A 26,454-nucleotide genomic window follows, 5' to 3' on the forward strand; every position below is an offset into this window, starting at 1 on the left:
GAGTCGATATGAACGTGCGCGACGTGCAACTTCCGGCCGAAGGCGCTGCTCCGCTGCCCCCCTCCGAGAGAACCGAGCCGAAGCCGGCCGCCAAGGTAGGGCGCAGGCCTCCTCCCCTGGTCCCCGTATCTCGGAACGAGGCCCCGCCGCTGTCCTTCGCGCAGCAGCGGCTGTGGTTCATCGATCAGCTCGCTCCCGGGAGCCACACGTACAACGTCCCGTTCTTCGCCCGGCTGAAGGGTCCACTCGACGTGTCCGTGCTGGAGCGGAGCCTGGCGGAGCTCATCCGGCGGCACGAGTCGCTCAGGACGACGTTCACGGTGGTGAATGGGCGGCCGGTGCAACGGATTGTGTCGGAGTTGGATTTCAGGTTGCCGCTGGAGCGCCTGGACCAAGCCACGGAGGGCGAGCGGGAGGCGGTGCTCCGGCGGCTCGCGGAGGAGGAGGCGCGGCGCCCGTTCGACCTGGAGAAGGGACCGCTCATCCGGGCGCGGCTGCTGCGCGTGGCGGATGCGGACCATGCATTGCTGCTCACCCTGCACCACGTCATCAGCGACGCCTGGTCCCTGGGTCTGCTGGAACGTGAGTTGACCGTTCTGTACCGGGCCTTCTCCAGCGCGGGCGAGCCCCTACCGCGGGCCCTGCCGGTGCAGTACGCGGACTACGCGACGTGGCAACGGGAGTGGCTGAAGGGCGAGGTGCTCGAGGCTCAGCTCTCCTGGTGGAAGCAGCAGCTCGCCGGAGCGCCGCCCGTGCTGGAGCTGCCGACGGACCGGCCCCGGCCTCCCGTGCAGTCCGCTCGCGGAGCCATCCGGAGGGTGATGCTCTCCCCGGCGCTCTCCGGGGCCGTGAAGGAGTTGAGCCGAAAGGAGGGGGCCACGCAGTTCATGACGCTGCTGGCGGGCTTTCATGCGTTGCTGGCACGCTACAGCGGGCAGACGGACTTCGTGGTGGGATCGCCGATCGCGGGGCGCAATCGGCGCGAGGTGGAGGGGCTCATTGGCTTCTTCGCCAACACACTGGCGCTGCGCGTGGATGGCTCCGGGGATGTGAGCTTCCAAGAGTTGCTGGGACGGGTACGCAAGGCCTGTCTGGGCGCCTATGCCCATCCTGATCTGCCGTTCGAGCAGCTGGTGGACGCGCTGCAGCCCGTGCGCGACCTGAGCCGCTCTCCGCTCTTCCAGGTCATGTTCGTCCTCCAGGGCGTAATGCCGTATGCCGCCCTGGAACTGCCCGGGGTATCCGCGAGTGAGCTCGTCGTCGATCCGGGAGTATCGCGGTTCGACATCACCCTGTCGGTGAGAGAGACCCCGGAGGGGTGGCTGTGCATCTGGGAGTACAGCACCGACCTGTACGACGAGGCGACGGTGGAGAGGATGGCGGCGCACTACGTGCGGCTGCTGGAAGGTGCCGTTGCCCACCCGGAGCAGAAGCTGTCGGCGCTGCCGCTGATGAGCGAGGAGGAGCGGCGAAGGGTGGTGGTGGAGTTCAACGACACGGGGGCGCTGTACGCGCCAGCTCGTGGAGTGCACGAGCTGTTCGAGGCGTGGGCGGACAGGAGGCCGGAAGCGGTGGCCGTGAGCTTCGGAGAGGAGAGGCTCACCTACGGAGAGCTGAATCGGAAGGCGAACCGGCTGGCGCACCACCTGAGGACATGGGGAGTGGGGCCGGATGTGCCGGTGGGCCTGTGCGTGAAGCGCTCGCTGGAGTTGGCGGTGGGCGTGCTGGGAATCCTGAAGGCCGGGGGCGCGTACGTGCCGCTGGACCCGGCGTACCCGGCGGAGCGGCTGGCGCTGATGCTCAATGCGTCGCGGGCGCCGGTGCTGCTCACCCAGAAGATGCTCGAGGACTCACTACCGGCCAGTGAGGCGAAGCGGCTGTACCTGGAGGCGGACGAGAGCGCGTGGGCCGGTTGCAGCGAGGCCAATCCGGAGAGCGTGTCGGGCCCGGAAGCGCTGGCGTACGTCATCTACACATCGGGTTCGACGGGGGTGCCGAAGGGAGTGGCGATGCACCACCGGCCACTGCTCAACCTCATGAGGTGGCAGGTGGAGCGCTCGGGGGCGAAGAAGACGCTGCAATTCTCGGCGCTGAGCTTCGACGTGAGCTTCCAGGAGTTGTTCTCCACGTGGGGAGCGGGCGGGGAGCTGGTGCTCATTGCCGAGGAGATGAGGCTGGAGGCGAGGGCGCTGCTGGAGAAGATGGAGAGCAGCGGGGTGGAGAGGCTGTACCTGCCGTTCGTGGCGCTGCAGAACCTGGCGGAGGTGGCGGACAGGGAGGGACTGGCACCGAGCAGGCTGAGGGAAGTCATCACGGCGGGCGAGCAACTGAGGGTGACGCCGGCACTGCGTGGGTGGTTGGGGAGGATGAAGGGGTGCGTGCTGGAGAACCAGTACGGGCCGACGGAGACGCACGTGGCGACGGCGTACCGGATGGAGGGGGAGCCGGAGAAGTGGCCGGAGCTGCCGAGCATAGGCAAGCCGATAGCGAACACGAGCGTGCACCTGCTGGACGGGAATGGAGAGCCGGTGCCGGTGGGGGTGCCGGGGGAGCTGTACATAGGCGGAGTGGCGGTGGCGAGGGGCTACCTGCATCGGCCGGAGCTGACGCAGGAGAAGTTCGTCCCGGATGTGTTTGGGGAGAGGGGAGAGAGGCTGTACCGGACGGGGGACTACGCGAGGTACCTGGCGGACGGGAACATCGAGTTCCTGGGGCGCAGGGACGCGCAGGTGAAGGTGCGCGGGTTCCGGATTGAGCTGGCGGAGGTGGAGGCGGCGCTGGCCAGACACCCGTCGGTGAAGGACGTGGCTGTCGTTGCCAGAGAGGTGGGTGCCGGAGGAAAGCAGCTGGTTGCCTATGTGGTGCGGCAGCCAGGGCAGGAAGTAGAGGTGGCGTCACTGAAGGCCCACCTGAAGGAGCGGCTGCCCGAGTACATGGTGCCGTCTGCCTTCGTGCGTCTGGAGGCGTTTCCGCTGACGCCCAGTGGCAAGGTGGACAGGAAGGCGCTGCCGGCTCCGGAGATGGAGACAACGGGCACGCAGTACGTGGCGCCGCGGACGGTGATGGAGGAGGTGGTGGCGGGGGTCTGGGCGTCGCTGCTGGGCCTGGGACGCGTGGGGGCTCATGACAATTTCTTCGAGCTGGGTGGGCACTCGCTGCTGGCCACGCAGGCTGCCTCGCGCCTTCGTGAGGCACTCGAGGTTCAGCTGCCGGTGCGCGTGCTCTTCGAAGCACCCTCGGTGGCGGAGCTCGCGGCGCGGCTCGAGTCGATATCGGGCGGCACGCAGGGGCCCCAGCTTCCACCCTTGGTGCCGATGCCGAGGGCGGATGCGCTGCCGTTGTCCTTCGCGCAGCAGCGCCTGTGGTTCATCGAGCAGTTCGCGCCGGGAGGCTTCGCCTACAACCTGCCGTTCGTAACGAGGTTGAAGGGCAAGCTCGAGGTGGCCGCGCTGGAGCGAAGCCTGACGGAGCTGATGCGTCGACACGAGGCACTGCGGACGACATTCGCCCAGGTGGATGGGAAGCCGGTACAGAGGGTGGCCGCGGAGTCGGCGCTCGTGCTGCCCGTGGAGAGCCTGGAGGCGTTGCCGGAGGGGGAGCGCGCCAGAGAGCTCCAGAGGCGCGTGGAGGAGGAGTTCCGGCGCGCGTTCGACCTGGAGATGGGGCCGCTGGTACGGGCACTGTTGCTACGCGTCACCGTAGAAGAGCACGTGCTGGTGCTGGTGATGCACCACATCATCGGGGATGGCTGGTCCCTGGGAGTGCTCGTGCGGGAGCTGGCAGAGCTGTACGAGGCGTTCTCCTCGGGAGCCGAGCCCGCGTTGGCCGCACTGCCGGTGCAGTACGCGGACTATGCCCTGTGGCAGAGGGAGTGGCTGAAGGGAGAGGTACTGGAGGCGCAGCTGTCCTGGTGGAAGGGGAGACTGGCCGGAGCGCCGACCGCGCTGGAGTTGCCGACGGACAGGCCGAGGCCGGCGGTGCAGAGCTTCCGAGGGGCCACGCTGGCGGTGAGGCTGCCCGCGGAGCTCTCGGGAGTCATCCGGGAGCTGAATCGACGGGAGGGCGTCACGCCGTTCATGACGTTCCTGGCGGCGTACCAGGCGCTGCTGGCGCGCTACAGCGGACAGAGGGACATCGTGGTGGGCTCACCCATCGCGGGGCGCACGCAGCGTGAGATGGAAGGGCTCATCGGCTTCTTCGTCAACACGCTGGCGTTGCGCGTGGATGCGACGGGAGAGGTGGGCTTCCGGACGTTGCTGCGCCGCGTGCGAGAGGCCTGCCTGGGAGCGTACGCGCACCAGGACATGCCATTCGAGCAGTTGGTGAATGCCCTGCACCCCGTGCGAGACCTGAGCCGCCCGGCGCTGTTCCAGGTGATGTTCGCCCTCCAGGAGCCATCTCCCACGTTGTCGCTGACCGGTGTCTCCTCGGAAGAGGTCACCTTCGAGGCAGGGCTGGCGAAGTTCGAGCTGACCCTGTTCATGAGGGAGGGCGCGGAAGGGTGGGAGAGCCAGTGGGAATACAACACCGACCTGTTCGATGAGGGGACGGTGGCGAGGATGGCGGCGCACTACGTGCGGCTGCTGGGCGAGGCCATCGCGAGGCCAGAGCAACCGGTGTCGGAGCTGCCGCTGCTGAGCGAGGAGGAGCGGCGGCGGGTGCTGGTGGAGTGGAACCAGACGAGAACGGAGTACCCGAGAGAGGCGAGTGTCCACGCCCTGTTCGAGGAGCAGGTGGAGCGCCGGCCGGCAGCGGTGGCGGTGGAGTACGAGGGGAAGAGGCTCACGTACGCGGAGCTGAACGGGCGTGCCAACCAGGTGGCCAGGGCCCTGCGACGGCTGGGCGTCACGGTGGGGACGCGAGTGGGGCTATGTGCTGGCCGCTCGGTGGAACTGGTGGTGGCGACGCTCGGCATCCTGAAGGCGGGTGGAGCGTACGTGCCGCTGGATCCGACGTACCCGGCGGAGCGCCTGTCATTCATGGTGGAGGACACGGCGGTGCCGGTGGTGCTGGCGCAGCCGGAGCTGGTGTCGAAGCTGCCGCCGGTGAGCGCGAAGGTGGTGGAGCTGACGGAGGCGTCCTTCGCGAGCGAGAGCGGGGAGGACCTCGGACAGCGAGTTGCTCCGGAGGCTCTGGCGTACGTAATGTACACGTCGGGCTCGACGGGCAGGCCCAAGGGCGTGTGCATTCCGCACCGGGGCATCGTCCGCCTGGTGCGCGACACCCGGTACCTCCAGGTGACCGAGGAGGACCGCGTCACGCAGATGTCCAACACGGCGTTCGATGCGTCGACGTTCGAGCTGTGGGGCGCGCTGCTGAACGGGGCGACCCTGCTGGGCGTACCGAGGGAGGTGGCGCTGTCACCGAAGGCACTGGCCGCGTTCCTGCGCGAGCAGCAAGCGAGCGTGGTGTTCGTGACGACGGCGCTCTTCAATCAGGTGGCGGCTGAGTGCCCGGACGCGTTCCGAACGGCGAAGTACGTGCTGTTCGGTGGCGAGACGGCGGATCCGAGGTGGGTACGGGAGGTGCTGCGGAAGGGGGCTCCCGAGCGACTGCTGCACGTGTACGGCCCGACGGAGAACACGACGTTCTCGACCTGGCTCGAGGTGAAGGACGTGCCGGAGAGGGCCGCGTCGGTGTCCATCGGCAAGCCCATTTCGAACTCGGAAGCCTACGTGCTGGACGAGCGGATGCGGCCGGTGCCGTTCGGCGTGGTGGGCGAGCTGTACGTGGGTGGAGAGGGCCTGGCGCTCGGGTACCTGAACCGGCCGGAGCTCACGGCGGAGAAGTTCGTCGCTCATCCGTTCAGCGCGGAGCCGGAGGCCCGGCTGTACCGGACGGGGGATCTGGTGAAGTACCTGCCGGATGGGAACCTCGAGTTCCTGGGGCGGCGGGATGCTCAGGTGAAGGTGCGCGGCTTCCGTATCGAGCTGGGGGAAATCGAGGCGGCGCTGGCGAAGCATCCCGGTGTGGGCGAGGTGGTGGTCACCGCCCGGGACGAGGGACTCGGCGGCAAGCGGCTGGTGGCCTACGTGGTGCCACGCTCGGGTCAGGAGGTGGATGCGGGAGCACTGCGGGCCGCCCTCAAGAAGGTGCTGCCCGAGCACATGGTGCCCTCGGCCTTCGTGGTGCTGGAGGCCCTGCCACTCACGCCCAATGGAAAGGTGGACCGCAAGGCCCTGCCGGCCCCCGAGGCGGAGGGGACGGCGCGCGAGGGATACGTGGCGCCGAGGACGGAGCTGGAGCAGCGGGTGGCGGATATCTGGGCGCCTCTGCTGAAGCAGCGCGTGGGGGCACTCGACAACTTCTTCGAACTGGGTGGGCACTCGTTGCTGGCCGCGCAGGCGGCCACGCGTTTGCGTGAGGCGCTCGGGATGGAGCTGTCGGTGCGCGTGCTCTTCGAGGCCCCGACGGTGGCGGAGCTGGCCGCGCGCCTCGAGTCGATGCGGGGGAGAACGGCGGGGATCGTGGCTCCTCCCCTGGTGCCAGTGCCCCGGGGCGGGGATCTCCCGCTGTCCTTCGCACAGCAGCGGCTGTGGTTCCTCGAGCAGTTCGAGCCCGGTGGGTACTCGTACAACGTTCCCGTCGCCACGTGGTTGAAGGGCTCGCTCGATGTGACCGTGCTGGAGCGGTGCTTCGCGGAGATCGTCCGGCGACACGAGGTGCTGCGGACGACGTTCTCGGAGGTGAACGGGCAGCCCGTGCAGCGGATTGCTCCCGAGCTGGTGCTCTCGGTTCCCGTGGAGGAGCTGGAGGGGTTGCCCGCCAGCGCCATCAAGCAGCGCGTGGAGGAGGAGGCCCGCTGCCCGTTCGACCTGGAGAAGGGGCCGCTCATCCGGGTGCGGCTGCTGCGTGTGGCGGCGGACGAGCACGTGCTGATGCTCGTGATGAATCACATCGTCTGCGACATCTGGGCGCTCGGCGTCCTGTTGCGCGAGCTGGAGACGCTGTACCAGGCCTTCTCCTCGGGAGCGGCGCCTTCGCTGCCTTCGCTGCCGGTCCAGTACGCGGACTTCGCGACGTGGCAGCGCGAGTGGTTGAAGGGGGACGCGCTGGAGCAGCAGCTCTCCTGGTGGAAGCAGCAGCTCGCCGGAGCGCCTCCGGTTCTGGAGTTGCCGACGGATCGGCCCAGGCCTCCCGCGCAGACCTTCCACGGGGCGCACCTGGAGTTGCCACTGCCCTCCAGTCTGTCCACCTCGGTCCAGACGCTGAGCCGTCAGGAGGGCGTCACTCCGTTCATGACGTTCCTGGCGGCCTACCAGGCGTTGCTGGCGCGCTACAGCGGGCAGACGGACTTCGTGGTGGGCTCGCCCATCATCGGGCGCAACCGGCGCGAGGTGGAGGGGCTCGTCGGCTGCTTCCTCAACACGCTGGCGCTGCGGATGGACACGTCCGGGGACGTGAGCTTCCGGGAGCTCCTGGGTCGGGTCCGGAAGACCTGTGTGGCTGCCTTCGCCCACCAGGACATGCCCTTCGAGCAGTTGGTGGACGCGCTCCAACCGGTGCGAGACCTGAGCCGCTCTCCGCTCTTCCAGGTCATGTTCGCTCATCAGCTCATGCCACCCGCGTTGTCCCTGCCGGGGGTCTCCGCGAGTGAATTCCCCTTCGAGCCCGGGATGGCGAAGTTCGACCTGACGCTGTTCGTGCGAGAGACGCCGAACGGGTTGGTGAGTGTCTGGGAGTACAACACCGACCTGTACGAAGAGGCGACGGTGGAGAGGATGGCGGCGCACTACGTGCGGCTGCTGGAAGGTGCCGTTGCCCACCCGGAGCAGAAGCTGTCGGCGCTGCCGCTGATGAGCGAGGAGGAGCGGAGAAGGGTGGTGGTGGAGTTCAACGACACGGGGGCGCTGTACGCGCCAGCTCGTGGAGTGCACGAGCTGTTCGAGGCGTGGGCGGACAGGAGGCCGGAAGCGGTGGCCGTGAGCTTCGGAGAGGAGAGGCTCACCTACGGAGAGCTGAATCGGAAGGCGAACCGGCTGGCGCACCACCTGAGGACATGGGGAGTGGGGCCGGATGTGCCGGTGGGCCTGTGCGTGAAGCGCTCGCTGGAGTTGGCGGTGGGCGTGCTGGGAATCCTGAAAGCCGGGGGCGCGTACGTGCCGCTGGACCCGGCGTACCCGGCGGAGCGGCTGGCGCTGATGCTCAATGCGTCGCGGGCGCCGGTGCTGCTCACCCAGCGGACATTGAGCGAAGCGCTTCCCCAGAGTGAGGCGAAGCGGCTGTACCTGGACGCGGACGAGAGCGCGTGGGCCGGTTGCAGCGAGGCCAATCCTCAACCCCTCGCGGGCCCGGAAGCACTGGCGTACGTCATCTACACATCGGGTTCGACGGGGGTGCCGAAGGGAGTGGCGATGCACCACCGGCCACTGCTCAACCTCATGAGGTGGCAGGTGGAGCGCTCGGGGGCGAAGAAGACGCTGCAATTCTCGGCGCTGAGCTTCGACGTGAGCTTCCAGGAGTTGTTCTCCACGTGGGGAGCGGGTGGGGAGTTGGTGCTCATTGCCGAGGAGATGAGGCTGGAGGCGAGGGCGCTGCTGGAGAAGATGGAGAGCAGCGGGGTGGAGAGGCTGTACCTGCCGTTCGTGGCGCTGCAGAACCTGGCGGAGGTGGCGGACAGGGAGGGACTGGCACCGAGCAGGCTGAGGGAAGTCATCACCGCGGGCGAGCAGCTGCGAGTGACGCCAGCGCTGAGAGGGTGGCTGGGGAGGATGAAGGGGTGCGTGCTGGAGAACCAGTACGGGCCGACGGAGACGCACGTGGCGACGGCGTACCGGATGGAGGGGGAGCCGGAGAAGTGGCCGGAGCTGCCGAGCATAGGCAAGCCGATAGCGAACACGAGCGTGCACCTGCTGGACGGGAATGGAGAGCCGGTGCCGGTGGGGGTGCCGGGGGAGCTGTACATAGGCGGAGTGGCGGTGGCGAGGGGCTACCTGCATCGGCCGGAGCTGACGCAGGAGAAGTTCGTCCCGGATGTGTTTGGGGAGAGAGGAGAGAGGCTGTACCGGACGGGGGACTACGCGAGGTACCTGGCGGACGGGAACATCGAGTTCCTGGGGCGCAGGGACGCGCAGGTGAAGGTGCGCGGGTTCCGGATTGAGCTGGCGGAGGTGGAGGCGGCGCTGGCCAGACACCCGTCGGTGAAGGACGTGGCTGTCGTTGCCAGAGAGGTGGGTGCCGGAGGAAAGCAGCTGGTGGCGTACGTCGTAGGCAAGGAGGGACAGGCGCCAGGGGCCGGGGAGCTGAAGAGCTTCCTGAAGGAGCGGTTGCCCGAGTACATGGTGCCGTCTGCCTTCGTGCGTCTGGAGGCGTTTCCGCTGACGCCCAGTGGCAAGGTGGACAGGAAGGCCCTGCCCGCTCCGGACTCCACCCGCCAGGAATCGTCGCGCTCCTTCGTTGGCCCACGCACGGCGCTGGAACTTCAGATCGTGCGCATCTGGGAGGAGCTGCTCGGAATCCAGCCCGTCGGCGTGCAGGACAACTTCTTCGAGCTGGGCGGCAACTCGCTGCTGGCGATCCGCCTACTGTCACGCATTCGGACGAGCACGGGACGAAACCTGCCCGTGGCGGCGCTGTTCCAGAACGCGACCGTGGAGCACCTGGCCAGCCTGCTGCGTCAGGAGGCGGGGCCGTGGACTCCACTGGTGGAGCTCCGGGGAGGCGGAGACAAGCGGCCCTTCTTCTGCGTGCACGCGGTCGGGGGAACGGTGCTGGGGTACGTGGAGCTGTCGCGGTTGCTCGGCCCGGATCAGCCCTTCTATGGCTTGCAGTCGAGGGGACTCGATGGAGACCTGCCACCGTGCGAGTCGGTGGAGGAGATGGCGGGGCTCTACATCGAGGCCATCCGGAAGGTGCAGCCGACGGGGCCGTACCTGTTGGGCGGCTGGTCGATGGGCGGGAGCATCGCGCTGGAGATGGCCAGCCAGCTGCGAGGGCAGGGGGAGGACGTGGAGCTGCTCGCGCTCATCGACAGCTATGACCTGTCCTCGGCGGTGGCTCGGTTGTCTCCGGAGCAGCAAGAGGCCTCGCGACTGGCGGCGCTGTTCCACGGGGATCTGCTGAGAGCCGCGGGCCAGGAGCCTCCTGTCTCGGAAGAGACTCTGGCCCGGATGGAGCCAGAGGCGCTGAGCGGAGCCCTGGAGGAAGTCAGCAGGGCCGCGGCCACCGCACCAGGCGCCGGAGTCCAGCCGCTGCAGGCGCTGCATCGGGTGTTCGAGAAAAACCTGCGGGCGGCGTGGAGGTACTCGCCACCGGTCTACCCGGGGACACTCACGCTCTTCGAGGCCAGTGCGTCCGCGCTCCAGCAGCAGGGCGGGAAGCGGTTCGCCGCGAGCGCCGTGGAGGTGAACACGCTGGAGGGTGACCACTACTCCATCCTGCGCGGCCCGCGAGTGGAGGAGCTGGCGGCGCGGCTCAAGTCGTGTCTGGAGCGAGCCCATTCCGCTCGGAAGGAGCGAAACCCATGAGGAAGCCGGTGCGGAGGCCGCCTCCCATGGTGCCGGTGTCTCGCGACGCGCCGCTGCCGCTGTCCTTCGCGCAGCAGCGGCTGTGGTTCATCGACCAGCTCGCTCCCGGGGGCCACACGTACAACGTCCCGTTCTTCGTGCGGCTGAAGGGGTCGCTCGATGTCGCGGCCCTGCAGAAGAGTTTCACGGGGCTCCTCCGGCGGCACGAGTCGCTCAGGACGACGTTCACGTTGGTGAACGGGCAGCCCGTGCAGCGGATTGCTCCGGAACACGGGTTCGTGCTGCCCGTGGAGAGCCTGGGGGGCGTCGCGGAGGGCGAGCGGGAGGAGGTGCTCCGGCGACTCGCGGAGGAGGAAGCGCGGCGCGCGTTCGATCTGGAGAAGGGTCCGGTGATCCGGGCCCGGCTGTTGCGCGTGACGGCGGACGACCACGTGCTACTGCTCTCCAAGCACCACATCGTCAGCGACATGTGGTCCCTGACGCAGCTGGAGCGGGATCTCTCCGCGCTGTACCAGGCGTACGTCAGGGGTGAGGAGCCCGCGTTGCCCGCGCTCCCGGTGCAGTACGCGGACTACGCGATGTGGCAACGGGAGTGGCTGAAGGGCGAGGTGCTCGAGGCGCATCTGGGATGGTGGAAGCAGCAGCTCGCCGGAGCGCCACCCGTGCTGGAGCTGCCGACGGATCGACCCAGGCCTCCCGTGCAGTCGGCGCGTGGTGCGGCTCGGAGGGTGATGCTCTCTCCGGCGCTCTCCGGGGCCGTGAAGGAACTGAGCAGCAAGGCGGCGGTCACGCAGTTCATGACCCTGCTAGCGGGCTTCCATGCACTGCTGGCGCGTTACAGCGGGCAGGCGGACATCGTGGTGGGCTCGCCCATCTCGGGGCGCAACCGGCGCGAAGTGGAGGGGCTCATCGGCTTCTTCACCAACACGCTGGCACTGCGCGTGGATGGTTCCGGAGATATGAGTTTCCGGGAGCTGCTGGGCCAGGTGCGTGAGTCGTGCCTGGGGGCGTATGCCCACCAGGAGCTGCCGTTCGAGCAGCTGGTGGATGCGCTCCAGCCCGCTCGAGACCTGAGCCGCTCTCCACTCTTCCAGGTCTTCTTCGTTCACCAGGGCTCGGTGCCATGCGCTGCGCTGGAACTGCCCGGGGTATCCGCGAGCGAGCTCGTCGTCGAGTCCGGGGTATCGAGATTCGATCTCATGCTGTCGGTGAGAGAGACCCCGGAGGGGTGGCTGTGCATCTGGGAGTACAACACCGACCTGTACGAAGAGGCGACGGTGGAGAGGATGGCGGCGCACTACGTGCGACTGCTGGAAGGCGCCGTTGCCCACCCGGAGCAGAAGCTGTCGGCGCTGCCGCTGATGAGCGAGGAGGAGCGGAGAAGGGTGGTGGTGGAGTTCAACGACACGGGGGTGCTGTACGCGCCAGCTCGTGGAGTGCACGAGCTGTTCGAGGCGTGGGCGGACAGGAGGCCGGAAGCGGTGGCCGTGAGCTTCGGAGAGGAGAGGCTCACCTACGGAGAGCTGAATCGGAAGGCGAACCGGCTGGCGCACCACCTGAGGACATGGGGAGTGGGGCCGGACGTGCCGGTGGGCCTGTGCGTGAAGCGCTCGCTGGAGCTGGCGGTGGGCGTGCTGGGAATCCTGAAAGCCGGGGGCGCGTACGTGCCGCTGGACCCGGCGTACCCGGCGGAGCGGCTGGCGCTGATGCTCAATGCGTCGCGGGCGCCGGTGCTGCTCACCCAGAAGATGCTCGAGGACTCACTACCGGCCAGTGAGGCGAAGCGGCTGTACCTGGAGGCGGACGAGAGCACGTGGGCCGGTTGCAGCGAGGCCAATCCGGAGAGCGTGTCGGGCCCGGAAGCACTGGCGTACGTCATCTACACATCGGGTTCGACGGGGGTGCCGAAGGGAGTGGCGATGCACCACCGGCCACTACTCAACCTCATGAGGTGGCAGGTGGAGCGCTCGGGGGCGAAGAGGACGCTGCAATTCTCGGCGCTGAGCTTCGACGTGAGCTTCCAGGAGTTGTTCTCCACGTGGGGAGCGGGCGGGGAGCTGGTGCTCATTGCCGAGGAGATGAGGCTGGAGGCGAGGGCGCTGCTGGAGAAGATGGAGAGCAGCGGGGTGGAGAGGCTGTACCTGCCGTTCGTGGCGCTGCAGAACCTGGCGGAGGTGGCGGACAGGGAGGGACTGGCACCGAGCAGGCTGAGGGAAGTCATCACGGCGGGCGAGCAGCTGAGGGTGACGCCAGCGCTGAGAGGGTGGCTGGGGAGGATGAAGGGGTGCGTGCTGGAGAACCAGTACGGGCCGACGGAGACGCACGTGGCGACGGCGTACCGGATGGAGGGGGAGCCGGAGAAGTGGCCGGAGCTGCCGAGCATAGGCAAGCCGATAGCGAACACGAGCGTGCACCTGCTGGACGGGAATGGAGAGCCGGTGCCGGTGGGGGTGCCGGGGGAGCTGTACATAGGCGGAGTGGCGGTGGCGAGGGGCTACCTGCATCGGCCGGAGCTGACGCAGGAGAAGTTCGTCCCGGATGTGTTTGGGGTGAGGGGAGAGAGGCTGTACCGGACGGGGGACTACGCGAGGTACCTGGCGGACGGGAACATCGAGTTCCTGGGGCGCAGGGACGCGCAGGTGAAGGTGCGCGGGTTCCGGATTGAGCTGGCGGAGGTGGAGGCGGCGCTGGCCAGACACCCGTCGGTGAAGGACGTGGCTGTCGTTGCCAGAGAGGTGGGCGCCGGAGGAAAGCAGCTGGTGGCGTACGTCGTAGGCAAGGAGGGACAGGCGCCAGGGGCCGGGGAGCTGAAGAGCTTCCTGAAGGAGCGGTTGCCCGAGTACATGGTGCCGTCTGCCTTCGTGCGTCTGGAGTCCTTCCCCCTGACGCCCAGTGGCAAGGTGGACAGGAAGTCGCTGCCGGCTCCGGAGATGGAGGCGACGGGCACGCAGTACGTAGCGCCGCGGACGGTGATGGAGGAGGTGGTGGCGGGGGTCTGGGCGCCGCTGCTGAGCCTGGGGCGCGTGGGGGCTCATGACAATTTCTTCGAGCTGGGTGGGCACTCGCTGCTGGCTACGCAGGTGGCCTCGCGCCTTCGAGAAGTGCTCCAGCTGGATGTGCCGGTACGCCTGCTTTTCGAGTCCGCGACGGTGGCGGAACTCGCGCAACGGCTCGAGTCGGCGGTGGGCGGGGGGCGAGGAACTCGGCCTCCACCACTGGTGCCGATGCCGAGTGACGGTGAGCTGCCGCTGTCCTTCGCGCAGCAGCGCCTGTGGTTCATCGAGCAGTTCGCGCCGGGAGGCTTCGCCTACAACCTGCCGTTCGTAACGAGGTTGAAGGGCAAGCTCGAGGTGGCCGCGCTGGAGCGAAGCCTGACGGAGCTGATGCGTCGGCACGAGGCCCTGAGGACGACATTCGCCCAGGTGGATGGGAAGCCGGTACAGAGGGTGGCCGCGGAGTCGGCGCTCGCGCTGCCCGTGGAGAGCCTGGAGGCGTTGCCGGAGGGGGAGCGCGCCAGAGAGCTCCAGAGGCGCGTGGAGGAGGAGTTCCGGCGCGCGTTCGACCTGGAGATGGGGCCGCTGGTACGGGCACTGTTGCTACGCGTCACCGTAGAAGAGCACGTGCTGGTGCTGGTGATGCACCACATCATCGGGGATGGCTGGTCCCTGGGAGTGCTCGTGCGGGAGCTGGCAGAGCTGTACGAGGCGTTCTCCTCGGGAGCCGAGCCCGCGTTGGCCGCACTGCCGGTGCAGTACGCGGACTATGCCCTGTGGCAGAGGGAGTGGCTGAAGGGAGAGGTACTGGAGGCGCAGCTGTCCTGGTGGAAGGGGAGACTGGCCGGAGCGCCGACCGCGCTGGAGTTGCCGACGGACAGGCCGAGGCCGGCGGTGCAGAGCTTCCGAGGGGCCACGCTGGCGGTGAGGCTGCCCGCGGAGCTCTCGGGAGTCATCCGGGAGCTGAATCGACGGGAGGGCGTCACGCCGTTCATGACGTTCCTGGCGGCGTACCAGGCGCTGCTGGCGCGCTACAGCGGACAGAGGGACATCGTGGTGGGCTCACCCATCGCGGGGCGCACGCAGCGTGAGATGGAAGGGCTCATCGGCTTCTTCGTCAACACGCTGGCGTTGCGCGTGGATGCGACGGGAGAGGTGGGCTTCCGGACGTTGCTGCGCCGCGTGCGAGAGGCCTGCCTGGGAGCGTACGCGCACCAGGACATGCCATTCGAGCAGTTGGTGAATGCCCTGCACCCCGTGCGAGACCTGAGCCGCCCGGCGCTGTTCCAGGTGATGTTCGCCCTCCAGGAGCCATCTCCCACGTTGTCGCTGACCGGTGTCTCCTCGGAAGAGGTCACCTTCGAGGCAGGGCTGGCGAAGTTCGAGCTGACCCTGTTCGTGAGGGAGGGGGCGGAAGGGTGGGAGAGCCAGTGGGAGTACAACACCGACCTGTTCGATGAGGGGACGGTGGCGAGGATGGCGGCGCACTACGTGCGGCTGCTGGAGAGTGCCCTCGCATCCCCGGAGCGGCGCATCGACGAGCTGCCGTTGCTGACGGAAGAGGAGAGACGCCAGCTCCTGGTGGAGTGGAACCAGACGAGAACGGAGTACCCGAGAGAGGCGAGTGTCCACGCCCTGTTCGAGGAGCAGGTGGAGCACCGGCCGGCAGCGGTGGCGGTGGAGTACGAGGGGAAGAGGCTCACGTACGCGGAGCTGAACGGGCGCGCCAACCAGGTGGCCAGGGCCCTGCGACGGCTGGGCGTCACGGTGGGGACGCGAGTGGGGCTATGTGCTGGCCGCTCGGTGGAGCTGGTGGTGGCGACGCTCGGCATCCTGAAGGCGGGTGGAGCGTACGTGCCGCTGGATCCGACGTACCCGGCGGAGCGCCTGTCATTCATGGTGGAGGACACGGCGGTGCCGGTGGTGCTGGCGCAGCCGGAGCTGGTGTCGAAGCTGCCGCCGGTGAGCGCGAAGGTGGTGGAGCTGACGGAGGCGTCCTTCGCGAGCGAGAGCGGGGAGGACCTCGGACAGCGAGTTGCTCCGGAGGCTCTGGCGTACGTGATGTACACGTCGGGCTCGACGGGCAGGCCCAAGGGCGTGTGCATCCCTCACCGGGGCATCGTGAGGACGGTGCGGAACACGAACTACGTTCGGTTCACGGAGCGGGACCGCGTCACGCAGATGTCCAACACGGCGTTCGATGCGTCGACGTTCGAGCTGTGGGGCGCGCTGCTGAACGGGGCGACCCTGCTGGGCGTACCGAGGGAGGTGGCGCTGTCACCGAAGGCACTGGCCGCGTTCCTGCGCGAGCAGCAAGCGAGCGTGGTGTTCGTGACGACGGCGCTCTTCAATCAAGTGGCGGCTGAGTGCCCGGACGCGTTCCGAACGGCGAAGTACGTGCTGTTCGGCGGAGAGGCAGCGGACCCGAGGTGGGTGAAGGAGGTGCTGGAAAAGGGAGCACCGGAGCACCTGGTGAACGGCTATGGGCCGACGGAGGTGACCACCTTCACCTGCTGCTACGGGATGCGGGAGCCCGGGCAGGTGGGGCAGGTGGTGCCGATTGGAAGGCCGGTGTCCAACACGGACGTGTACGTGCTGGACGAGCGGATGCAGCCGGTGCCCTTGGGTGTGGTGGGCGAGCTGTATGCCGGAGGAGATGGGCTGGCGCTCGGGTATCTGGATCGGCCGGAGCTCACGGCGGAGAAGTTCGTCGCGCATCCGTTCAGCGCGGAGCCGGAGGCCCGGCTGTACCGGACGGGGGATCTGGTGAGGTACCGGCCGGATGGAAGCCTGGAGTACCTCGGGCGGCGGGATGCGCAGGTGAAGGTGCGCGGCTTCCGCATCGAGCTGGGAGAAGTCGAGGCGGCGCTGGCGAAGCACCCGGGCGTGGGCGAGGTCGTGGTCACGGCCCGGGAAGACGGACCCGGGGGCAAGCGGCTGGTGGCCTACGTGGTACCGCGCGAAGGCCAGGAGGTGGGCGCGGGAGCACTGAGGGCCCTTCTCAAGCAGACACTGCCCGAGCACATGGTGCCCTCGGCCTTCGTGGTGCTGGAGGCCCTGCCACTCACGCCCAACGGGAAGGTGGACCGCAAGGCCCTGCCGGCCCCCGAGGCGGAGGGGACGGCGCGCGAGGGATACGTGGCGCCCCGGACGGAGCTGGAGCTGGTGGTGGCGGACATCTGGGCGCCCCTGCTGAAGCAGCGCGTGGGGGCACTCGACAACTTCTTCGAACTGGGTGGGCACTCGCTGCTGGCCGCGCAGGTGGCCACGCGCCTGCGTGAGGTGCTCCAGCGGGAGTTGCCCCTGCGGGTGCTCTTCGAGGCCCCGACGGTGGCGGAGCTGGCCGCGCGACTCGAGTCGATGCCGGGGGGCCATCAAGGGCGGCAGCTCTCGCCCCTGGTTCCGGTCCCGCGCGAGGGCGGGTTGCCCCTGTCCTTCGCGCAGCAGCGGCTGTGGTTCATCGAGCAGCTCGAGCCCGGTGGGTTCACGTACAACGTTCCCTATGCCGTGCGGCTGAAGGGCCGGCTGGATGTGTCCGCGTTGGAGCGGAGCCTGCGGGAGATCGTCCGTCGACACGAGTCCCTACGGACGACATTCGTGCAGGTGGATGGACGGCCGGTGCAGCGGATTGCCCCCGAGCAGGTGCTGACGCTGCCGGTGGAGAGCCTGGAGGGATTGCCCTCCGATGCGGTCCGGCTCCGGGTGGAGCAGGAGGCTCGCCGTCCATTCGATCTGGAGACGGGTCCGGTGGTGAGGGTGGTGCTGCTGCGCGCGGCAGCGGACGAGCATGTGCTGGTGCTCGTGATGCACCACATCGCCTGCGACGTCTGGTCTCTGGACCTGATGTTGCGCGAACTGGAGACGCTGTACCGGGCGCTCTCCTCGGGGGAGGAGCCCGCGTTGCCGCCATTGCCGGTGCAATACGCGGACTACGCGACATGGCAGCGCGAGTGGCTGAAGGGCGAAGTGCTGGAGGCGCAACTCTCCTGGTGGAAGCAGCAGCTCGCCGAGGCTCCGCCCGTGCTGGAGCTGTCGACGGATCGGCCGAGGCCCGCCGTGCAGACCTTCCGCGGGGCCTACCTGTCGATGCCCCTGCCCGCGGCGCTGTCCGAGGCGGTGAAGAAGCTGAGCCACGAGGAGGGCGTCACGCGCTTCATGGCGTTCCTGGCGGCGTACCAGGCTCTGCTCGCGCGCTACAGCGGGCAGACGGACATCGTGGTGGGCTCGCCCATCTCCGGGCGCAACCGGCGCGAGGTGGAGGGGCTCATTGGCTTCTTCCTCAACACGCTGGCGCTGCGCGTGGATGCGTCGGGAGACGTGGGCTTCCGGGAGTTGCTGCGCCGGGTGCGTGAGTCGTGCCTGGGGGCATATGCCCACCAGGATCTGCCGTTCGAGCAGTTGGTGGACGCGCTCCAGCCCATGCGCGACCTGAGCCGCTCTCCGCTCTTCCAGGTCATGTTCGTCTACCAGACCGCGCTGACGGTGATGGCACTCCCCGGCGTGTCCGTGGACGAGTTCGCCTTTCAGCCCGGGATGGCGAAGTTCGACCTGACGCTGTTCGTGCGAGAGACGCCGAACGGGTTGGTGAGTGTCTGGGAGTACAACACCGACCTGTACGAAGAGGCGACGGTGGGGAGGATGGCGGCGCACTACGTGCGACTGCTGGAAGGCGCCGTTGCCCACCCGGAGCAGAAGCTGTCGGCGCTGCCGCTGATGAGCGAGGAGGAGCGGAGGAGGGTGGTGGTGGAGTTCAACGACACGGGGGTGCTGTACGCGCCAGCTCGTGGAGTGCACGAGTTGTTCGAGGCGTGGGCGGACAGGAGGCCGGAAGCGGTGGCCGTGAGCTTCGGAGAGGAGAGGCTCACCTACGGAGAGCTGAACCGGAAGGCGAACCGGCTGGCGCACCACCTGAGGACATGGGGAGTGGGGCCGGATGTGCCGGTGGGCTTGTGCGTGAAGCGCTCGCTGGAGTTGGCGGTGGGCGTGCTGGGAATCCTGAAGGCCGGGGGCGCGTACGTGCCGCTGGACCCGGCGTACCCGGCGGAGCGGCTGGCGCTGATGCTCAATGCGTCGCGGGCGCCGGTGCTGCTCACCCAGAAGATGCTCGAGGACTCACTACCGGCCAGTGAGGCGAAGCGGCTGTACCTGGAGGCGGACGAGAGCGCGTGGGCCGGTTGCAGCGAGGCCAATCCTCAACCCCTCGCGGGCCCGGAAGCACTGGCGTACGTCATCTACACATCGGGTTCGACGGGGGTGCCGAAGGGAGTGGCGATGCACCACCGGCCACTGCTCAACCTCATGAGGTGGCAGGTGGAGCGCTCGGGGGCGAAGAAGACGCTGCAATTCTCGGCGCTGAGCTTCGACGTGAGCTTCCAGGAGTTGTTCTCCACGTGGGGAGCGGGTGGGGAGCTGGTGCTCATTGCCGAGGAGATGAGGCTGGAGGCGAGGGCGCTGCTGGAGAAGATGGAGAGCAGCGGGGTGGAGAGGCTGTACCTGCCGTTCGTGGCGCTGCAGAACCTGGCGGAGGTGGCGGACAGGGAGGGACTGGCACCGAGCAGGCTGAGGGAAGTCATCACGGCGGGCGAGCAGCTGAGGGTGACGCCAGCGCTGAGAGGGTGGCTGGGGAGGATGAAGGGGTGCGTGCTGGAGAACCAGTACGGGCCGACGGAGACGCACGTGGCGACGGCGTACCGGATGGAGGGGGAGCCGGAGAAGTGGCCGGAGCTGCCGAGCATAGGCAAGCCGATAGCGAACACGAGCGTGCACCTGCTGGACGGGAATGGAGAGCCGGTGCCGGTGGGGGTGCCGGGGGAGCTGTACATAGGCGGAGTGGCGGTGGCGAGGGGCTACCTGCATCGGCCGGAGCTGACGCAGGAGAAGTTCGTCCCGGATGTGTTTGGAGTGAGAGGAGAGAGGCTGTACCGGACGGGGGACTACGCGAGGTACCTGGCGGACGGGAACATCGAGTTCCTGGGGCGTAGGGACGCGCAGGTGAAGGTGCGCGGGTTCCGGATTGAGCTGGCGGAGGTGGAGGCGGCGCTGGCCAAACACCCGTCGGTGAAGGACGTGGCTGTCGTTGCCAGAGAGGTGGGTGCCGGAGGAAAGCAGCTGGTGGCGTACGTCGTAGGCAAGGAGGGACAGGCGCCAGGGGCCGGGGAGCTGAAGAGCTTCCTGAAGGAGCGGCTGCCCGAGTACATGGTGCCGCGGTTCTTCGTGAGCCTGGAGTCCTTTCCCCTGACGCCCAGCGGGAAGGTGGACAGGAGGGCGCTGCCCGCTCCGGACGTGGAGGGAATGGAGCGGGAAGGGTTCGTGGCCCCCCGGACGGAGATGGAGCAGCGGGTGGCGGACCTCTGGGCTCCGCTGTTGGGCCAGGGGCGAGTAGGGGCACACGACAACTTCTTCGAGTTGGGTGGGCACTCGTTGCTGGCGATGCAGGTGACGTCTCGCCTGCGTGAGGAGCTCCGGGTGGAGCTGCCAGTACGCGTGCTCTTCGAGGCCCCGACGGTGGCGGAGCTCGCGCACCGGCTCGAGTCGATGCCAGGTGGGAAACAGGTGTCCCGGCCTCCTCCGTTGGTACCGGTGCCGAGGGACGGTGCTCTGCCACTGTCCTTCGCGCAGCAGCGCCTGTGGTTCCTGGATCGCTTCGATCCGCGGAGCTCGCTCTACAACCTCGCCCTGGTGCTGCGTCTGGAGGGCGCGCTCGACGTGGGCGCGCTGGAGCGGAGCTTCCGTGCGCTGGTGCATCGGCACGAGGCCCTGCGGACGACGTTCCAGCAAGGTGAGCAGGGCGTGTTCCAGGTCATCTCCTCCTCGGTGGAGCTGCCCCTGGCGGTGGTGGACCTGCGCGAGCTGCCCGAGGGGAATCGTGAGGAAGAGGCGCGGCGGCTGTTCAACGAGGAGGTCCTGCGGCCATTCGATTTGAAGATGGGTCCGCTCCTGCGGGTGACGTTGCTGCGCCTGGGCGAGGCGGAGCACGTGCTGGTCCTGGCGATGCACCACATCGTGTCGGATGGCTGGTCGATGGGGGTCCTCGCCCGGGAGCTGAAGGCCCTCTACGAGGCCTTCCTGGCGGGCAAGGAGTCTCCGCTCGAAGCGCTGCCCATCCAATACGCGGACTACGCGAAGTGGCAGCGGGAGTGGCTCGGTGGAGAGGTGTTGAGCTCCCGGCTCTCCTGGTGGCGCCAGCAGCTCGAGGGGGCGCCGCCGACCCTGGAGTTGCCAACGGACAGGCCGAGACCTCCGGTGCTGCGCTACCGGGGAGCGCTCCATTACCTGACCCTGCCCATGGCGCTGGCGGAGGGACTGCGGAAGCTGAGCCAGCGGGAGGGCGTCACGCTCTTCATGACACTGCTGGCGGGCTTCCATGCGCTGCTGCACCGCTACTCGGGACAGGACGACATCTGCGTGGGCTCGCCCATCGCCGGCCGCAATCATGCCGAGGTGGAGGGGCTGATCGGCTTCTTCGTCAACGTCCTGGTGATGCGGGCGAGAGTGAAGGGAGAAGCGCCCTTCCGGGAGCTGCTGCACCAGGTGAAGGAGACGGCGCTGGGGGCATACGCGCACCAGGAGGTGCCCTTCGAGAAGCTGGTGGAGGAGCTGAAGCCCGCGCGCGACACCCGCCGCACGCCGCTGTTCCAGGTGGCGTTCGCCCTGCAGAACACTCCGTCGCCAGAGCTGGCTCTGCCGGGAATCGTGTCCCGGTCGTTGAGTCTGGCCGGCCAGACGTCGAGGTTCGACCTGACGCTGTCTCTGAGGGAGACCGCGGCGGGACTGGAGGGCGTGGTCGAGTACAGCACCGACCTGTTCGAGGCCTCCACCATCGACCGGATGTTCGGGCACCTGCGGACGTTGCTGGAAGGCGTGGTGGCGGATCCCGGACGCCGCGTTGGTGAGCTGCCGTTGCTGACCGAGGAAGAGCGGCGGCGGGTGTTGGTGGAGTGGAACCAGACGCGAACGGAGTACCCGCGCGAAGCCAGCGTCCACGCCCTGTTCGAGGAGCAGGTGACGCTCCGGCCCGGAGCGGTGGCGGTGGAGTACGAGGCCCGGCGACTCACGTACTCGGAGCTGAACCATCGAGCCAACCAGGTGGCCAGACACCTGAGACGGCTGGGCGTCACGGTGGGGACGCCGGTGGGACTGTGCTCGGCGCGTTCGCTGGAGATGGTGGTGGCGACGCTCGGCATCCTGAAGGCGGGCGGTGCGTATGTGCCGCTGGATGTGTCCTACCCGGCGGAGCGGCTGGCCTTCATGTTGGAGGACACGGCGGTGCCCGTGGTGCTGGTGCCGCCGGAGCTGACGTCGAAGCTGCCTCCGACGAAGGCGAAGGTGGTGGAGCTGTCGGAGGAGACCTTCGCGCACGAGCGGGGAGAGAACCTCGAGGAGCCGGTGGGGCCGGAGTCCCTGGCGTACGTGATGTACACGTCGGGCTCGACGGGCAGGCCCAAGGGCGTGTGCATCCCGCACCGGGCGATCGTGAGGCTGGTGCGGAACACCCGGTATCTCCAGGTGACGGAGGAAGACCGCTTCACGCTGATGTCGAACACGTCGTTCGACGCGGCGACGCTGGAGCTGTGGGGAGCGCTGTTGAATGGCGCGGCGCTCGTCGGAGTGCCGAGAGAGGTGGTGCTGTCCCCGAGGGCCCTGGCCGCGTTCCTGCGCGAGCAGCGGGCGAGCCACATGTTCGTGACGACGGCGCTCTTCAACCAGGTGGCGGCGGAGAGCCCGGATGCGTTCCGGACGATGAAGTACGTGGTGTTCGGCGGCGAGTCGGCGGACCCGAGGTGGGCGAGGGAGGTGTTGGAGAAGGGGGCTCCGGAGCACCTGCTGAACGGCTATGGGCCGACGGAGAACACGACGTTCTCGACAACGTACGAGGTGCGGGAGGTGCCCGGGGACGCGACGTCGGTGTCCATTGGCAAACCCATCTCGAACTCGGAAGCGTACGTGCTGGATGCGTGGATGCAACCGGTGCCGGTGGGGGTGCCCGGAGAGTTGTACGTGGGGGGGGAGGGCCTGGCACTCGGGTACCTGAACCGGCCGGAGCTCACGGCGGAGAAATTCGTCGCCCACCCGTTCAGCCAGGAGCCGGGGGCGAAGCTCTACAAGACGGGAGACGTGGCGAAGTACCTGCCGGACGGGAACCTCGAATACCTGGGCCGTCGGGATGCGCAGGTGAAGGTGCGCGGTTTCCGCATCGAATTGGGGGAAGTCGAGGCGGCGCTGGCGAAGCACCCGGGCGTGGGCGAGGTCGTGGTCACGGCCCGGGACGAGGAGCTCGGAGGCAAGCGGCTGGTGGCCTACGTGGTGCCACGCCAGGAGGTGGCGGTGGGCGCGCTGAGGGCCTTCCTCAAGGAGTCGTTGCCCGAGCAGATGATCCCCTCGGCTTTCGTGTTGCTGGAGTCGCTGCCGCTCACGCCCAACGGGAAGGTGGACCGCGCGGCGCTGCCGGTACCGGAGGCGAGCGGTGAGGCTCGGGACACGTACGTCGCACCCCGGACGGAGTTGGAACAGGTGGTGGCGGACCTCTGGGCGGCCCTGCTGAAGCAGCCGCGAGTGGGGGCTCGGGACAACTTCTTCGAGCTCGGAGGTCACTCGCTGTTGGCGATGCAGGCCGTGTTGCGCCTGCGGGAGACGCTGCGGGTGGAGCTGCCGGTGCGAGTCTTCTTCGAGGCGCCGACCGTGGCGGAGCTGGCGGTCCGGCTCGAGGCCCTGCTCGGAGAGCGGCCGGTGTTCCAGGCTCCGCCGCTGGTTCCCATCCCGAGGGAAGGGGAGCTCCCCCTGTCCTTCGCGCAGCAGCGGCTGTGGTTCATGGACCGGTTGTCCCCGGACAGCCCGCTCTACAACATCTACATGGCGCTCCGGTTGGACGGCGCGCTCGACGTGACGGTGTTGGAGCACTGCTTCACCGAGCTGGTGCGCCGGCACGAATCCTTGAGGACGACGTTCCGGCAGGGGCGGGACGGTGCGGTCCAGGTCATCGCGCCTCCGACGGCGTTGCCGCTGACGACCGTGGACCTGCGCGCGGTGCCTGAAAGGACGCGCGAGGAAGAGCTCCGGATGTTGATGGCCGAGGAGGCCCTCCGCCCCTTCGATCTGACCCGAGGGCCCCTGCTGCGGGTGACGCTGTTGCGTCTGGGCGAGGCGGAGCACGTGCTGGTGCTGGTGATGCACCACATCGTGTCGGACGGCTGGTCGATGGGCGTGCTCGTCCGGGAGTTGAGGGCGCTCTACGAGGCCTTCCTGGCGGGCAAGAAGTCCCCGCTGGAGGCGCTGCCCATCCAATACGCGGACTACGCGAAGTGGCAGCGGGAGTGGCTCCCGGGTGCGGTGTTGAGCTCCCAGCTCGCATGGTGGCGCGGGCAGCTGGAGGGTGCACCGCCCGCGCTGGAGCTGCCGACGGACAGGCCGAGGCCCGCGGTGAAGACATACCGGGGCGCCGTGCAGCGCGTACACCTGCCCCTGAAGCTGGCGGAGGGACTGCGGAAGTTGAGCCAGCGGGAGGGTGTCACGCTCTTCATGACGTTGCTGGCGGGCTTCCATGCGCTGCTGCACCGCTACTCGGGACAGGACGACATCTGCGTGGGCTCGCCCACGGCCGGCCGTGACTGCCGCCAGGTGGAGGGGCTGATCGGCTTCTTCGTCAACATGCTGGTGATGCGGGCGAGGGTGAGGGGAGAAGCGCCCTTCCGGGAGCTGCTGCGCCAGGTGAAGGAGACGGCGCTGGGGGCATACGCGCACCAGGAGGTGCCCTTCGAGAAGCTGGTGGAGGAGCTGAAGCCCGCGCGCGACACCCGCCGCACACCGCTGTTCCAGGTGCTGTTCGTCCTGCAGAACGCCCCGCTGGAGGACCTCACGCTGCCAGGGTTGAAGCTCCAGCCGCTGAGCGTGGAAGGCCACACGGCCAAGTACGAGCTGACGCTGTCGCTGAGGGAGACCGACACGGGCCTGGAGGGCGGTGTCGAGTTCAACACCGACCTCTTCGACGCGGAGACGGTGGCCCGGATGATGGGGCACTACGCGCGGCTGCTGGAGGGCGCCGTCGCTCGCCCGGAGCAGCCCGTGGCGGCGCTGCCCCTGCTGACGGATGAGGAGCAACGGCGGCTCTTGGTGGAGTGGAACCAGACCCGGACGGAGTACCCGCGGCAGGCCAGCATCCACACCCTGTTCGAGGAGCAGGTGATGTTCCGCCCCGAGGCGGTGGCCGCGGAGTACGAGGCTCGACGGCTCACGTACGCCGAGCTGAACCGCCGCGCCAACCAGGTGGCCAGGACCCTGCGGCGGCTGGGCGTGGGCGAGGGGACACGGGTGGGCTTGTGCTCGGGGCGCTCGCTGGAACTGGTGGTGGCGATGCTCGGCATCCTGAAGGCGGGCGGAGCCTACGTGCCGTTGGATCCGTCGTACCCCCAGGATCGGCTGGCTTTCATGCTGGAGGACACGGCGGTGCCGGTGGTGCTGGTGCAGCCGGAGCTGGCGTCGAAGCTGCCCCCGACGAAGGCGAAGGTGGTGGAGCTGTCGGAGGAGACCTTCGCGCACGAGCGGGGAGAGAACCTCGAGGAGCCGGTGGGACCGGAGTCCCTGGCGTACGTGATGTACACGTCGGGCTCGACGGGCAGGCCCAAGGGCGTGTGCATCCCGCACCGGGGCGTCGTCCGGCTGGTGCGCGACACCCTCGCCCTCCAGGTGACGGCGGAGGACCGCTTCACCCAGATGTCCAACACCTCGTTCGACGCGTCGAACCTCGAGCTGTGGGGCGCGTTGCTGAACGGCGCGACCGTGGTGGGCGTACCGAAGGAGGTGGCCCTGTCACCGAAGGCCCTGACCAGCTTCCTGCGCGAGAAGCAGGTGAGCGTGGTGGTCTTGACGACGGCGCTCTTCAATCAGGTGGCGGCGGAGTGCCCGGATGCGTTCCGGACCGTGAAGCACGTGCTGTTCGGAGGCGAGGCGGCGGACCCGAAGTGGGTGGGCGAGGTGCTGCGGTGGAGCGGTGGCGTGAAGTTGCTGAACCTGTACGGGCCCACCGAGAACACGACGAACACGACCTGGTACGAGGTGAAGGAGGTACCCGAGGGCGCGACGTCGGTGCCCATCGGCAGGCCGGTGTCCAACACGGAGGTGTACGTGCTGGACGAGCGGATGCAACCGATGCCCGTGGGCCTGACCGGGGAGCTGTACGTGGGGGGAGACGGCCTGGCGCTCGGGTATCTGAACCGGCCGGAGCTCACGGCGGAGAAGTTCGTCGCCCACCCGTTCAGCACGGAGCCCGCGGCCCGGCTGTACCGGACGGGTGACCTGGTGAAGTACCTGCCGGATGGGAACCTCGAGTTCCTGGGTCGGCGGGACGACCAGGTGAAGGTGCGCGGCTTCCGCATCGAGCTGGGTGAAATCGAGGTGGCGCTGGCGAAGCACCCGGGCGTGCGTGAGGCGGTGGTCTCGGTGAGGGACGACGGCCCCAGCGGCAGGTGGCTGGTGGCCTACGTGGTGCCACGCAAGGGCGAGGTGGAGACAGCGGCGCTGCGCTCCTTCCTCAAGGAGTCCCTGCCCGAGCACCTGGTGCCGTCGGCCATCGTGACGCTGAAGACCCTGCCGCTCACGCCCAACGGGAAGGTGGACCGCAAGGCCCTGCCCGCACCGGACATGCAGCGGACGGGGAGGGACTACGTCGCTCCGGAGTCCGGCCTCGAGCAGTCGCTCGCGGCCATCTGGGCCGAGGTGCTCCGGCTGGAGCGCGTGGGAGCGGGAGACAACTTCTTCGACCTGGGAGGCAACTCGCTGCTGCTGCAGGCGGTGCACGTGAAGGTGGAGGCTCTGATGGGCCGCGAGGTGCCCATGGTCGAGCTGTTCCAGTTCTCCACGGTCCGCGCGCTGGCCGCGCACCTGTCGGGGGCCCCTGGCCCGGTGAGCGTCGGGGACTCCTCCGCCACGGGAGGCAACCGGCGTGAGGGCATGCGCCGGCTCGCACAGCACCGGCGTGGACGTCCGGGTTCGAACTGAGGAGC

The 26,454-nt window shown here is 68.4% G+C and carries 2 protein-coding genes; both read left to right on the top strand.

Features of this window, described 5'->3' with window-relative positions; translation table 11 throughout:
• Nucleotides 1-8 precede the first annotated feature (8 nt).
• Complete coding sequence (locus JQX13_RS36465; RefSeq protein WP_203404042.1) at nt 9-10,466, top strand: non-ribosomal peptide synthetase; 10,458 nt, start codon at nt 9-11, stop codon at nt 10,464-10,466.
• A complete protein-coding gene (locus JQX13_RS36470; RefSeq protein WP_203404043.1) occupies nt 10,463-26,449 on the top strand; it encodes a non-ribosomal peptide synthase/polyketide synthase in 15,987 nt (5,328 codons plus the stop codon). The genes JQX13_RS36465 and JQX13_RS36470 overlap by 4 nt, the downstream gene beginning before the upstream one ends.
• Nucleotides 26,450-26,454: the final 5 nt, after the last annotated feature.

This window comes from Archangium violaceum, assembly GCF_016859125.1.
Classification (GTDB): domain Bacteria; phylum Myxococcota; class Myxococcia; order Myxococcales; family Myxococcaceae; genus Archangium; species Archangium violaceum_A.